Source organism: Virgibacillus sp. JSM 102003 (assembly GCF_041949995.1).
Lineage (GTDB): Bacteria > Bacillota > Bacilli > Bacillales > Amphibacillaceae > Lentibacillus.
On the sequence record NZ_JBHFQH010000005.1, the window covers coordinates 42,504 to 55,703 of the forward strand.

Annotated in this window: 12 protein-coding genes; 9 read left to right on the top strand and 3 right to left on the bottom strand. The window is 38.3% G+C overall.

Annotation, left to right across the window (positions count from 1 at the left end; genetic code table 11):
* Positions 1-129 precede the first annotated feature (129 nt).
* From ACE1TG_RS06950 to ACE1TG_RS06965, 4 genes are all read left to right on the top strand, one after another.
* Complete coding sequence (locus ACE1TG_RS06950) at positions 130-1,113, top strand: Gfo/Idh/MocA family protein (RefSeq protein ID WP_375051640.1); 984 nt, start codon at positions 130-132, stop codon at positions 1,111-1,113.
* 413 nt (positions 1,114-1,526) lie between these two features.
* A complete protein-coding gene (gene asnB / locus ACE1TG_RS06955; RefSeq protein ID WP_375051641.1) occupies positions 1,527-3,374 on the top strand; it encodes an asparagine synthase (glutamine-hydrolyzing) in 1,848 nt (615 codons plus the stop codon).
* Positions 3,375-3,571: 197 nt separating this feature from the next.
* A complete protein-coding gene (locus ACE1TG_RS06960; protein WP_375051642.1) occupies positions 3,572-5,185 on the top strand; it encodes an FMN-binding glutamate synthase family protein in 1,614 nt (537 codons plus the stop codon).
* 192 nt (positions 5,186-5,377) lie between these two features.
* Positions 5,378-5,569, top strand: coding sequence for a YwbE family protein (locus ACE1TG_RS06965; protein WP_375051643.1), 192 nt, complete (start codon positions 5,378-5,380; stop codon positions 5,567-5,569).
* Between the two features lie 40 nt (positions 5,570-5,609).
* Here ACE1TG_RS06965 and ACE1TG_RS06970 read toward each other — a convergent pair whose 3' ends face one another.
* Complete coding sequence (locus tag ACE1TG_RS06970; RefSeq protein ID WP_375051644.1) at positions 5,610-6,395, bottom strand: HAD family hydrolase; 786 nt, start codon at positions 6,393-6,395, stop codon at positions 5,610-5,612.
* 283 nt (positions 6,396-6,678) lie between these two features.
* Between ACE1TG_RS06970 and ACE1TG_RS06975 the strand changes: the two genes are divergently transcribed.
* The 3 genes from ACE1TG_RS06975 (at position 6,679) to ACE1TG_RS06985 (ending at position 9,078) form a co-directional block, all read left to right on the top strand.
* A complete protein-coding gene (locus tag ACE1TG_RS06975) occupies positions 6,679-6,879 on the top strand; it encodes an alpha/beta-type small acid-soluble spore protein (RefSeq protein ID WP_375051645.1) in 201 nt (66 codons plus the stop codon).
* A 281-nt stretch (positions 6,880-7,160) separates the two neighbouring features.
* A complete protein-coding gene (locus tag ACE1TG_RS06980) occupies positions 7,161-7,286 on the top strand; it encodes an anti-repressor SinI family protein (protein WP_375051646.1) in 126 nt (41 codons plus the stop codon).
* A gap of 235 nt (positions 7,287-7,521) precedes the next feature.
* Positions 7,522-9,078 carry a Na+/H+ antiporter NhaC family protein gene (locus ACE1TG_RS06985; protein ID WP_375051648.1) on the top strand — a complete coding sequence of 519 codons (1,557 nt, stop codon included), beginning with the start codon at positions 7,522-7,524 and terminating at the stop codon, positions 9,076-9,078.
* Positions 9,079-9,347: 269 nt separating this feature from the next.
* Here the strand turns inward: ACE1TG_RS06985 and ACE1TG_RS06990 are convergent, their stop codons facing one another.
* Positions 9,348-11,045 (bottom strand): M3 family oligoendopeptidase, encoded by a 1,698-nt coding sequence (locus tag ACE1TG_RS06990; protein WP_375051650.1) that lies wholly within the window; start codon positions 11,043-11,045, stop codon positions 9,348-9,350.
* Positions 11,046-11,318: 273 nt separating this feature from the next.
* On the opposite strand from ACE1TG_RS06990, the gene ACE1TG_RS06995 reads away from it, so the two are divergent.
* Both ACE1TG_RS06995 and ACE1TG_RS07000 read left to right on the top strand, forming a co-directional pair.
* Entirely contained in the window at positions 11,319-11,546 is a 228-nt protein-coding gene (locus ACE1TG_RS06995; protein WP_375051651.1) for a DUF2164 domain-containing protein, read from the top strand.
* A gap of 92 nt (positions 11,547-11,638) precedes the next feature.
* Positions 11,639-11,917, top strand: a complete 279-nt coding sequence (locus ACE1TG_RS07000; RefSeq protein ID WP_375051652.1) for a hypothetical protein — start codon at positions 11,639-11,641, stop codon at positions 11,915-11,917.
* Positions 11,918-12,240: 323 nt separating this feature from the next.
* Here the strand turns inward: ACE1TG_RS07000 and ACE1TG_RS07005 are convergent, their stop codons facing one another.
* On the bottom strand, positions 12,241-13,158 hold the full coding sequence (locus ACE1TG_RS07005; RefSeq protein WP_375051653.1) for a DUF6612 family protein: 918 nt from the start codon (positions 13,156-13,158) through the stop codon (positions 12,241-12,243).
* Positions 13,159-13,200 lie beyond the last annotated feature (42 nt).

Sequence of the window (13,200 nt, forward strand, 5' to 3'; positions counted from 1 at the left end):
CTCCATTTACGGAACATTTAATGTAGGTTGTTGCATTTGTGAAAAGTCCAATTAAGGGAAGAACAAATTTGTAATGCGGATCCTCGTTCCGTTATATGGGGAGGAATCCGTGCAAAAGGGGATGAGTTGATGAAATTTGGTACAATTGGTACAGGGTGGATTACGGATGCATTTATAGATGCGGCTAAAAGTTCTGAAAATTTTATGCATACTGCCGTTTATTCCAGGACTACTGATAAGGCGAATAAGTTTGCTGACAAACATAGTGTTAGAAACGTGTTTACAGACATTGAACAAATGGCAAAAAGCAGTGAGATTGATTGTGTTTATATAGCATCTCCAAATTCGATGCATGCAGAACATGCTATTACATTTTTAAAGCAAAAAAAACATGTTATTTGTGAGAAGCCGATTTTTTCGAATGTGAAAGAGTGGGAAGAAGCACATCAAGTTGCTGAAGAAAATGGCGTGTATTTATTCGAGGCAATGCGCAATATTCATTCACCGAACTTTACGAGTTTGAAGGATAATCTTGGTAAAATCGGAAATGTTCGCAGTATGTCGCTGCATCTTATTCAGTATTCCTCACGTTATGATAAGTATTTACAAGGGGAAAATCCAAATATCTTTTCAGCGGAATTTTCAGGTGGGGCTATTGTTGATTTGGGTGTCTATCCACTATCTGTGGCTGTAGCACTGTTTGGGCAGCCTGAAGATGTTTCGTACTTTCCAGTTAAATTAAAAAGTGGTGTTGACGGTAATGGTACATTAGTTTTAACTTATCCTGATTTCACTTGTACGATCTTATGTTCAAAGATATCCAATTCCTATAATGCTTGTGAGATTCAGGGTGAGCAGGGGACACTAATATTTGACGATGCAGGGGAGATAAATAATCCAAGGCTTTTTAAAACACCTTCAAAAGAACAAGTAACCCTGGAAACTGTAAATAAGGACAACAATATGGTCTTCGAGATTGATCAATTTAATAGAATTATAGAAACTGGCGATGACCACAAGTATCAGGAACTGAAAAATATTAGTTATAACGTACTTTCCATTACAGAGGAAGCCCGCAGACAAACCGGGATAGTGTTTGCTTCTGAAAAATAAATGCGGGACCGCGACAAAAGTGATTTATCAAAGTAAAATCCGAACTATGATTCAAAAATCTAGAAATAGAATTTGAATTAGTTCGGATTTATTTTGTTCGCAGATAAGAAATGTAATGAGAAGTAATGTAGAAAAATACCTAACAGAATTTGCGCTTTCAAAACCTTGGTGAAGACACATTTCACACTATTTGAACAGAGTTCGCGTCCTCATAACCCTTGATGATTAAGCCTATGGCTAGTAAGACTGCGAAAGTGCTAGCTTGAGCATATGTTTATTGGTACCGGAGTGGTGCAAAAGACAATTTTTACTACCACTAACGTCTGTCATATACTCAAAAGTTGTACTTGGAATACTTGTTATTACTCCTGCATATACTATTCTGTTGATATTCTGTGAGAGGATGAAGTGAATTGTGCGGGATTACCGGATTAGTGAATTGGAATAATAGCGCCTGGAATGAGCGGCCTGCATTGACTAAGATGACAGAAACATTGTCATTGCGTGGCCCGGACGATACACAGGTATGGGTGGATAAGCATGTGGCGTTTGGTCATAAAAGGCTTTCTGTTATTGACATTGCAGGTGGTAAACAGCCAATGCATAAGAAGAAGGATGGATCAAATTACACACTTGTATATAATGGCGAATTATATAATACGGAAGATTTACGAAAAGAATTACGAAACAGAGGCCATGATTTCAGTACAACATCAGATACAGAAGTACTTCTTACGGCTTATATTGAATGGAAAGAAAATTGCGTTGATTTTCTTAATGGAATTTATGCTTTTGGGGTGTGGGATGAGGAGAAGGCACAACTGTTCATGTCACGAGACAGACTTGGGGTTAAACCGTTATTTTTCCATGAAAATTCAGGCCACTTTCTTTTTGGATCTGAGTTAAAGGCTATTTTGGCGCATCCAGATATGAAAGCGGAAGTCGGTCGTGATGGACTTGCTGAGGTGTTTGGTTTAGGTCCATCAAGAACACCAGGGCATGGAATATTTAAAGGAATCGATGAACTACGTGCGGGACATTCATTAGTTTATTCGAATGGCGGCCTAAAGGTTTGGCGGTACTGGAATGTTGAGAGCAAAGCCCATCATGATTCAATAGAAGAAACTGCTGAAACAGTACGTGAATTATTCGTTGATGCTGTTCAGCGTCAGTTGGTTTCTGATGTACCAGTTTCAACATTCTTATCAGGTGGCTTGGATTCAAGTGCAATTACTGCTATTGCATCTGACTATTTTAAAGAAAATGGCAGAGGGAAGCTTTCTACTTTCTCAGTAGACTATGAAGGTAATGATCAATACTTTGAGACTAGCAAATTTCAGCCTTCCAGTGATCGGCCATGGATTGAAAAGATGGTTAATCACTTTTCAACAAATCATCATGATGAGGTGATGACAGGTAATGAACTGGCAGGTTTGCTGAAGGAATCGGTTGATTTACGTGACCAACCGGGTATGGCTGATATTGATTCATCACTGTTATGGTTCAGCAGGCGAATAAAGCAGCATACAACGGTGAGCTTATCCGGCGAATGTGCAGACGAAATATTTGGAGGTTATCCTTGGTTTCATGAACCAACTGCTCCAGCAGACGATAGTTTTCCATGGATGAAATCGCTGGGTTCCAGAATAGATTTGCTTCATCCAGAGTGGCAAACAAAATTAAATCTTAAAGACTATGTATTTAATCGTTATAGAGAGACAATTGATGAAACGCCAATACTTGAAGGGGAAGACGCGGAGGACACACGGCGCAGGGAGCTATTCTACTTAAATATGCACTGGTTTATGGCACAATTACTGGATCGGAAGGACCGGATGAGTATGGGAGCTAGTCTCGAAGTAAGGGTGCCTTTTGCCGATCATAAATTAGTAGAATATGTATGGAACATCCCCTGGGAAATGAAGAATTTACATGGCAGGGAGAAAGGTATTTTACGAAAGGCGATGGAAGGTATACTGCCTAATGATATTTTGTATCGAAAGAAGAGTCCCTATCCAAAGACTTTTCAGCCTGAATACACCAGGCAAGTAATTAACTGGATGAATGAGATTTTAGCCGATTCTGATTCGCCGCTATTTGAATTTATCGATCGAAAAAAAGTAGTAGCTATTGTCCAGAGTGAAGGGAAAGAGTTCAAAGATCCGTGGTACGGCCAATTAATGAAAGGTCCACAGCTGATTGCACATTTATGTCAGATTAATTATTGGCTGAGTAAATATAATATATCAGTTCGTGATTAATCACTGGAACTATAAAGTAACTTGCCAAGTCAATTCGGCTTTTGGCAAGTTTTTTAGCGGTTGAGAAATACAGAAACGAATTTACTGAACAAGTTCAGTTAACGTTTTCGAAGTTTTTCAATTTTTAATTTGGATAATTTTTGTCACTACTATACATCCTAACTTTATAATCACTTAATTAAAGGTGGAATTGCAGGATGAATATAGCTAATGTGATGACAATTATTGGATTTGTGGTTGTCTTTCTTATTTTAATTTTAGTAGTAGTGACAGGTATTTATTTATACAACGTTGATCAGAAGCAAAAGCAGCACCCGGTTCTCCGTAATTATCCATTATTAGGGAGGGCTCGCTATTTCTTTGAGAGTATAGGACCTGAATTACGGCAGTATTTTTTTAATAATGATAATGAAGGAAAACCCTTCTCGCGTAATGATTTTCAGCATATTGTAAGGAAAGCAAAGTATAAACGTGATGTTTTTGGCTTTGGGTCACAGCGTGATTTTGAAGCAGAAGGGTATTATATACGGAATTCGATGTTTCCAAAGCTCACTAAGGAATTAAAAATGGATCGAAAAACAAAAGCAATAACAAATCGTTATTTACTGATCAGAGAACCCATGTTTGCACAAAGAGTGGAAAAATTAGAGGAACATGAATCTTCCGTGTACCTTCTTGATGAAAAAGATACAATTGTTATAGGTGATCAATGCAAGTATCCATTTAAGTTAAGAGGGCAAATTGGTATGTCAGCAATGAGCTATGGTTCCTTAGGGGACAGAGCGATAACTGCACTTTCTGAAGGTCTGGGTATGGCAAAAGGCACCTGGATGAATACCGGGGAAGGGGGACTTTCCGATTACCATTTAAAAGGTGGTGTTGATCTTATTATGCAGATTGGCCCCGGAATGTTTGGCGTAAGAGATCGTGAAGGTAATTTCAACTGGGATGAGTTACTTGAGAAAAGCAAGATTCCGGAATTAAAGGCTTTTGAAGTAAAGCTGGCACAAGGTGCTAAGACACGTGGCGGACATGTTGACGCTGAAAAAGTAAATGAAGAAATCGCCAGAATCCGTATGGTTGAGCCATTCAAGTCAATTGACAGTCCGAATCGCTTTTCGGAATTCAGTGATATGCCTTCACTATTTGATTTCATAGAACGGATCAGAGAACATACAGGGGTCCCTGTTGGAATGAAGGTTGTTATTGGAAGTCAGATTGAAGCGAACGAACTAGCGAAACAAATTAGAGATACAGGAAAGGGACCTGATTTTATAACGGTAGATGGTGGTGAGGGCGGAACTGGTGCATCTTATCAAGAGCTAACAGATAGTGTGGGTTTACCAATAAGGTCTGCATTGCCCCTTGTTGATAATGCGTTGAAGAAATATGGCGTTCGTAATACTGTAAAAATAATTGCTGCGGGAAAATTAATCTCACCGGACAGAGTTGCAATGGCGCTTGCGATGGGGGCGGATCTTGTCAATATTGCACGCGGCTTTATGATAACGGTTGGTTGTATACAAACGCTTCAGTGTGCATCGAATATGTGCCCGGTTGGGGTGGCTACGACAGACCCTGATATGCAAAAGGCTCTAGTAATTAATGAAAAAAAACACCGTACGGCAAACTACGTAATTACGATGAGAAAGGGTTTGTTCCGGGTTGCTGCTGCATCTGGGCTGGATTCACCAGTTCATTTCAAGCGGGAACATGTTGTTTATAAAGATGAAAAAGGTAAAACTTGGTCAATGGATGATATTTATCAAACTATGATTGAAGAGGGTGGAGAAGGTTCTGCGAATGCCTAATGTCAGACTCGTTTGTAATTCGTTCTGGAAGTCAAGGTCATAAACGATATAGAGAATCAGGAAATGGTTCTGAGGATGCTGTGAAAAAGTAGGGTGGAAAGCAAGGAATCCCTATAAAGATCAGAGTATATATTTTTGAATGATTTTGATAAACTGTTCTAGGAGGGAGTTTAATAGGAAAGGACTAACTATATGACGATTGATGGCAGACATCGTAAGAATATCTATCCAGGATTAGCGGTAGAGGTTATTTTAAAAAAAGACCAGCGGAGTGGTGTGCGTACAGCTGGTGTTGTAAAGGATCTTTTGACCAATTCAAGTTATCATCCACACGGAATTAAAGTACGGCTGGAGGATGGACAGGTTGGTCGTGTTTGTTCATAAAAAATGGCAGGATGGGCTTAAGCCTAATCCTGCCATTTCATTAAATACCTAAACCTAATGTCTTTAGTCCATTAACTATTCCCTCATCTGAGACTGCAGTTGTTTTATTTTTGGCAAATTGGAAAAGTTCTTCAGGTGCATTTCCCATTGCAAAGCCTTCCCCGACTGCTTGCAGCATTTCTTTATCATTCATACCATCGCCAAAGGCTATTGCTTGTTCACGTGGAATATTCAATAGATCAAGCACTTTATCAACCGCAATACCTTTGTTAACGTTTTTCCGAATAATATCATAGCAATGTTCGACACCAGGTACATGAACTGGAGATAAATGAATATTAGCTCCCAATTCATATAGTGCAGGTTGGGACGGGGACAAGTTCATTAGCGTTGCACCTAATATTTGATCTTTATTATCCCCGTTGTAAAGCTCACTTTTTTTCATCTGAAATGTTTCGATAAAATGGGTGACAAGTGGTCTAGTCAGTGATGTATAATAACTTGTATCCCTTGTGTATAGCACCAGTTCATGGTCATTTTTTGCAGCAATGTCCAAAAATTGTTCGACAGTATTCTTATCCATCGGCTCATTTACAACCGTCTTATTATGATGAACTGCAAATGCACCGTTGTATCCGATGTAAGAATGAATATCCAGTTCTTCTGCTAGTTTATCTATCTCATGTAGAGGACGACCTGTTGCAAGGAATACCTCAACACCTTGTTCTTTCACTTTTGCTATTGCATTTCTTGTGGCATCAGTGTACGAATGATCTGGCTTTAAAATAGTACCATCAATATCGAGAAATAATATTTTGTATGTCATGTAAATCTCCTTATAAGTTTTTGGCATAAAAGCTTAGCCAAGTTTTCTAATATATATCGCATTTTAGCATAGGCTGTCATTAATTTGTGTAAAAATGTTTAACTTTTTTCCAGTAAGGTTAGATGCACAATAAGAAGAATTAGCAGAAAAAATTCAAGGGAGTCCATGAAGTGGCGCTTCCTTTATTTATGCAATTTTTAACATGGGTAAAATTTAGTAGGTTATCAAAAAATAACGCTGAACAGGTTTCGACTGTTCAAAATCCCACGAGGAGTGATCAGTTATGGCAGGTAACAATAATCGTAATGATTTGTTAGTGCCGGGCGCGGATAATGCAATGAATCGCATGAAAGAGGAAATTGCAAGTGAGTTTGGTGTTCAGCCAGGAGCGGACACAACTGCACGCGAAAACGGATCAGTGGGCGGCGAGATGGTTAAACGAATGATCAAAATCGCCGAGTCAAGCATGTCTGACAAAAAATAAGTAGCTTTTTTAATCAGTCATGCGAAGGCCACCCTAGCTGAAAAAAGCTGGGGTGGCTTTTTTTTCGTCAAGAAAGTATAAATTCTTTCTTACTGCTATGTTTTATAAGAAAGATGTTGAGGTGGATGAAGCAAAAGTCTCACTTGTATACTTAGGTATACTTTCACATTTTGATTATTTTTTGTATTGTTGTTGTAGATACTTTTTGAAGTGGGCATGGGGATTTATAATAAGAGAAACTTTTTGGATTTACATAAACATGATTATATGGGGGAAACGAAATGAATGATCAGTTTATGATTGCGCTTGACGAAGAATGGGTTGCATTAGTGCAGGAGGCAAAGGCAGCGGGTTTAAGCATTGAAGAGATTAGAGACTTTATTCAGGATGGACATGAAGACAGCTAATTTTTTTAACTTTATCGTTCTGTTTAAAGAACGAAATACTTAGCTAAAGGTATAATAAAAGCGAACCTATAGTGGGTTCGCTTTTATTATTTTGAAGGTGTTAATGTTATAAAAATCTGAATTTTTTAAGACTAATTTGCAGGACTTTTTTAGTAGGATAAAGAAATATTATTGTATAAGCATTAATATGTTTTAATAGGTAGTACTTTATACAAATCTGAAAGGAGATGAGAACATGGAGTTTGGAATACTTTCACTATTGCCCCCGGTTATTGCAATTGTGCTGGCATTGATTACACGAAATGTAATACCTGCCTTATTTGCTGGAGTCTGGCTTGGTGCAACGATGATGCATGACTGGAATCCATTAATGGGATTGTATGCAAGTTTTGGCGATTTTATCATTCCTAATGTAGGAAGCGAGTGGAGTGCAACTGTTTTAATTTATTGTGGACTGTTTGGAGTATTAATCGCATTTTTACAGAAAACTGGAGGTGCTCACGCTATTGCGCATTCCATTTCTAAAAAGGTGAAGACGCCAAGGGGCGCACAGAGTTCTACGTTCCTATTTGGTATCATTATTTTCTTTGAGGATTATTTTAATGCCCTTACAGTTGGAAGTGTTATGCGATCGGTTACGGATAAAATGCGTGTCTCAAGAGAAAAACTTGCCTATATAGTTGATTCTACTTCTGCACCAATGTGTCTGTTAGCTCCTGTATCAACTTGGGTTGTTTTTGTTATGGGGCTTATCGGTGCGCAGTTTGTAGAGCTCGGTATGACAGGTTCAGAGTATATGACATATATTTTCACGATACCGTTCAACTTCTACTCCATATTAGCGCTTGCCCTTGTGGCAATCATTGTCTTCATGAAATGGGATTATGGTCCAATGGCAAAAGCTGAATACCGTGCACGTACAACTGGCGAAGTGATCCGTAAGGGCGCTGAACCACCATCAGAGGATAAAATGGCTGATGACGTAAAATTGGTTGAAGGTCATACACCAAAGAAGCGAAACATGATTGTTCCAATTGTAGTACTTATTGGATTAATCCCACCACTATTCTTGTGGACAGGTGGATTTCCAGAAAAAGATTTTGTTGCGGCAGTAGGGGAAGCTGACGGTGGAAAATCAATATTGATTGCAGCTTTTTCTGCAGGAATTGTAGCACTTATTATGGGCATGCAGCAAAAACTTTTTTCTTTTAAAGAAGCTATGTCTATATATGTAAGTGGCTTTAGAAGTATGATGCTTGTATATATTATACTGACGTTGGCATGGTCAATTGGAAGTGTAACTTCTGAACTGGGAACAGCAGCATATATTGTTGACTTTGCGGAACAAACAGCATCGCCTGCGATAATTCCAGTATTATTGTTCGTTATTGGTTCAATTGTTGCTTTCACAACTGGTACTTCGTATGGAACATTTGCCATCATGGTTCCAATCGCAATGCCGATTGCTGATTCGATGGATCTATCCATGTACTTGGCAATTGCAGCAGTTCTTAGTGGAGGTATATTTGGTGATCATTGTTCACCAATTTCCGATACAACTATCCTGTCTTCAGCAGGATCTGCCAGTGACCATATTGATCACGTAAATACTCAAATTCCTTATGCGATAACAGCAGGGATTTCTGGTATAGTCTCATTCTTGGTTGCTGGAGTATCAGGGTCTGCAGTACTCTCTATTATTGTAGGGGTTATCACGCTAATTATACTGGCCTTTATTTTAAACAGGGTGTGGGGGCAGAAAATACCGAATGACTCGAGCTTAGCAGCTTAATAATGAAGGTTCTTTATGTAGGTAAATACAACATTGACATTCACCACAAAAGATTGGTGAATACCAGGTTCTCTAAGGCAGATAAGAAAGTATAAATACTTTCTTACTGCATAAGTGCAACTAAGGCAATTCGCCTAAAGGCTTGGCGAATGCCAAGTTTTCTAAAAAATGGTCAAAAAGAAAGTAAAAAGAGTAACTGCCTATTTTGACAGTTACTCTTTTTTCGCTAAGAAACATTCTACAGTACTTGTTAACGATTCTGCTCTTAATTACAGTGATTTATCATCTACTGAATCCAGCCAATTTTCAATTGAGTCAACAATCGATTCAACGGCTCCTTCTTCAAATGGTGAGCGGAGGTTAGCAGCTTCGACAAGACCAAGGAATGATTTTGTGCCACCTAGTTTACATAAGTTTAGATAGTCGCTCCAGGCATTATCGCTTTCATCAAGTGATCGTTTCCAGAATTGGAACGCGCACATCTGAGCTAACGTGTAGTCGATATAATAAAATGGAACTTCATAAATATGACCTTGACGCTGCCAGAAACTCCCTGCTTCCAAATAAGCATTGCCATCATAGTCGCGGTGGGGCAGGTAAATTTTTTCAAGTTTTCTCCACGCTTGCTTACGATCATCCGGTGTCCAATCTGGGTTCTCATAAACTAGGTGCTGAAATTCATCAACTGCAACACCATATGGGAGGAATTGCAATCCTTCTGATAAGTGAGCATACTTATATTTTTCCGTATCTTCTTTAAAAAACAACTCCATCCATGGCCATGTGAAGAATTCCATACTCATAGAATGAATTTCAGCTGACTCATATGTTGGCATTAAATACTCCGGTATGCCGATGTTACGGCTGGAATAGAACTGAAATGCATGTCCTGCCTCATGCGTCAGAACGTCGACATCACCTGACGTACCGTTGAAGTTTGCGAAAATGAATGGTGATTGATAGTCTTCGATGAAAGTACAGTATCCACCCGCCTCTTTTCCTTTTTTTGCCTCAAGGTCCATAAGGTTTCGGTCAAGCATGTACTGAAAAAATTCCTTTGTTTCCGGAGACAGTTCTTCGTACATCTTTTTGCCATTTTCAATAATCCATTCTGGTGTCCCTTTAGGTGTTGCATTTCCTGTTTGGAATCTGAAGTTTTCATCATAAAATTTGAGTGAATTGAGACCAATTCTCTCTGCTTGTTTTTCATAAAGTTTAGTAGCTAGCGGTACGATTGATTCACGGACTTGTTTGCGAAAAACATCAACCATATCAGCATCGTAATCAATACGCAGCATTCTTATATATCCAAGCTCGACGAAATTTTTGTAACCTAATGTTGTTGCGATTTCATGCCGTGTTTTAACAAGCTGGTCGTATATGTCATCAATTTCCTTCGCATGCCCGGCAAAGAATCCTGCACTTGCTTCAACAGCTTCTTTTCGAATGGATCGGTCCTTACTTTCGGTGAATGGTGAAAGCTGTGCCAATGTGTATGTATCTCCCTGAAACTCTACTTCGGCCGAAGCGACCAGTTTTGAGTATTGAGATGATAACCTATTTTCTTTCTGAAGCAGTTTAATAACCTCTGGTGAAAAAGACTTAATCTGGTAGTCAGCAATTTGAAATAACTGCTTGCCCCATTGCTTCTCCAATTCAACACGAAAAGATGAATTCACTAGTTCTTTGTAAAATTCCGTGTCCAGCTCTTGCATTTCCGGTTCAATTTCGTCGAAAAAATCTCGTTCTTTTTGATAGTACTCATCATTTGTATCAATCGATGCACGAATATAAACTAGATTGGAAAGTGTAGACATTCGGTTTCGGAATTCGTTTATTTTCGTGATAGCTTTATTTTGCTGATCAATTGATTCTGCATTTTTGAATTTTTCTATTAGTGCTTTGAACGTCTTCTTTTCCTGCTGTATGTCAGGCCGTTCATATGTATAATTTTCAAAAGACTGCATGGTATTCCTCCTTATTTATACTTACCGTATTCGACATTTTTCGGCGAATTCCTTTTTTGGCAGTTAAGAAATTGGCATCCTTTCTTATTATATCAAGAACAATGACATTTCTCTTTAACGGCTTGTACTTTAAAACTAAAAGAGTTTCCAGGAAAGCAAAGTACGCTTTCAATATACACGCTGAAAAGGAACGTCAAGTTTTCTAGAAGAATGTAAAGGTTATCTGTGAATATGTGATATACTAACTTTTAAAATGATTCGGAGGTTTTTTATATGAAGTCAAAATTCGAACTGACAAAAGTGAAGAAAGCAGGAATGGTGGAGTCAATTAAAAGATACTTTTCAGAGGAGCGGGATGAGGAAATTGGAGACCTTGCTGCAATGTTAATCCTGGAATTTATTATCGAGGAAATTGCTCCGGTATTTTATAATCAGGGTGTTGAAGACAGTCATGCATATGTAGGTGAAAAACTGGATGATCTTTTCGGGATTATGAAATGAATCTAATTCTGAAAAATATGATAACTTAATTGACTTTATGAAAGTTCCTAGATAGACTGATTTATGATAGCAGAATAAGATGAGGTGATATTATGTTTGTTACCACTGTGGTTATTGCACTTGTACTAGTAGTTGTATTGATGATCCTAAACATTATCCTGAGTAAGGTATCATCCCAAGACAGATATATCATTTATATGCCAGGGGTTGTATTGTTCGCAACAGGGTTACTCCTATTTGCTGTGGCTATTATGGCTGGAAAAATTGAAATTACCGGGTTAGGTCTTGGCGGATGGGGGATAGCATGCTTGTTCGCATCAGCAATTCAATTTACTGTTACATCAATCGTTGATACAAACACGCATTCTTGAATATAGCATCAAAGTTAAAGTGGGAGGCTGGGACGTAACTAAAGCTTCCTATTTTAAAGATGAATAGTAACAGGATAGGATGTTGAGAACGTTATTTGAATGGCTTGATCTAATACGTAGTTGATATAAACTGCGAATTAATTTTTTTAAAGTTTAAGTGCTATTATACCGCTCCGGAAATACACTTCGCGCACCTAGGGCGGTTTACATCTAATAAGCAACAAAAATAAATCCGAACTAAGGTTCCAATTCTATTACAAGAATTTTGAACATTAGTTCGGATTTCGCTTTGACTAAAACACTTTTGTACCAGCTTCTATTATTTATTGGCTAAGAGATACAGCGGAATCGACAATCTCTTTTGGAACCGTAATATTATCATGCTTGTTAAATTCACTTATAGTGTAGTCGGCTTTATGATACGTTTCAACTTCTCCTATTTCTCCTGAGGTTGTTGATTCGTATTCAAATGTGTAGCCCACCATATAAAGTGATTTTTTATCGACTGTTATTTCATAAGTTCCATTGACATTCATATTATCATAGTGTTCCTTCAAAATTCCTTCCTGTGCTGCAATCCCAGCCCCTAATACAGCTGATTTATACTCTTCATTTGTACCTGTAAATGCTAGAACAAATTGATCACCGTTGTCTTTTACCTCAAATGCACCACTATTGTCGACGTACTCATTTAACTGACCTGCTTGCAATGTCGTAAAGAGCTTTCCATAGTCTGAATTGGCCGCCATCTTCATCCATTGATCTTGACCTGGTGAATTTATATACATACCGTCTTTGACTTTGTAAAGCTCAACAACCCCACCGGATCCCGCATTACTTGTTGTCGAAGTCTTCATATGCATGTTGGACTGATCCGTTAAACTTAGTTTCACAGTCATTTCAGTTGTTGCCTTTTCGTTTTGTCCGTTAATCGTACTGTCATCGGTATATTTGCCTTCTATCAGATAACTGGATACCCCTTTCATTGCTTCTGCTGACTTTAGCAAAATTTGTTTAGCATCAGCCCCAATAATATTACCATCCTCGCTAGATTTCTCAGTTTCTTCAGGTTTTTCATCTTCTTTTGTGCTCGCAGCACTTGTGTCTGACGATTCTTCATTTGTTTGTTCTTCTTCAGCGACAACATCTTCTTCCGTTTTATCTTGATTGGCATTATCACTGCCACATGCTACGAGAGTCATTACACAAATTAGAAATAGTAAAGCTATTATTTTCCTCATAGGCCACCTCTTTTAGGGTTATTATCTAACATTAGCACACGA

Bases quoted from the DNA above. Each gene is read 5' to 3' on its own strand.
- ACE1TG_RS06950 (WP_375051640.1), top strand. From the start codon at position 130: ATGAAATTTGGTACAATTGGTACAGGGTGGATTACGGATGCATTTATA.
- ACE1TG_RS06960 (WP_375051642.1), top strand. From the start codon at position 3,572: ATGAATATAGCTAATGTGATGACAATTATTGGATTTGTGGTTGTCTTT.
- ACE1TG_RS06965 (WP_375051643.1), top strand. From the start codon at position 5,378: ATGACGATTGATGGCAGACATCGTAAGAATATCTATCCAGGATTAGCG.
- ACE1TG_RS06970 (WP_375051644.1), bottom strand. From the start codon at position 6,395: ATGACATACAAAATATTATTTCTCGATATTGATGGTACTATTTTAAAG.
- ACE1TG_RS06975 (WP_375051645.1), top strand. From the start codon at position 6,679: ATGGCAGGTAACAATAATCGTAATGATTTGTTAGTGCCGGGCGCGGAT.
- ACE1TG_RS06980 (WP_375051646.1), top strand. From the start codon at position 7,161: ATGAATGATCAGTTTATGATTGCGCTTGACGAAGAATGGGTTGCATTA.
- ACE1TG_RS06985 (WP_375051648.1), top strand. From the start codon at position 7,522: ATGGAGTTTGGAATACTTTCACTATTGCCCCCGGTTATTGCAATTGTG.
- ACE1TG_RS06990 (WP_375051650.1), bottom strand. From the start codon at position 11,045: ATGCAGTCTTTTGAAAATTATACATATGAACGGCCTGACATACAGCAG.
- ACE1TG_RS06995 (WP_375051651.1), top strand. From the start codon at position 11,319: ATGAAGTCAAAATTCGAACTGACAAAAGTGAAGAAAGCAGGAATGGTG.
- ACE1TG_RS07000 (WP_375051652.1), top strand. From the start codon at position 11,639: ATGTTTGTTACCACTGTGGTTATTGCACTTGTACTAGTAGTTGTATTG.
- ACE1TG_RS07005 (WP_375051653.1), bottom strand. From the start codon at position 13,158: ATGAGGAAAATAATAGCTTTACTATTTCTAATTTGTGTAATGACTCTC.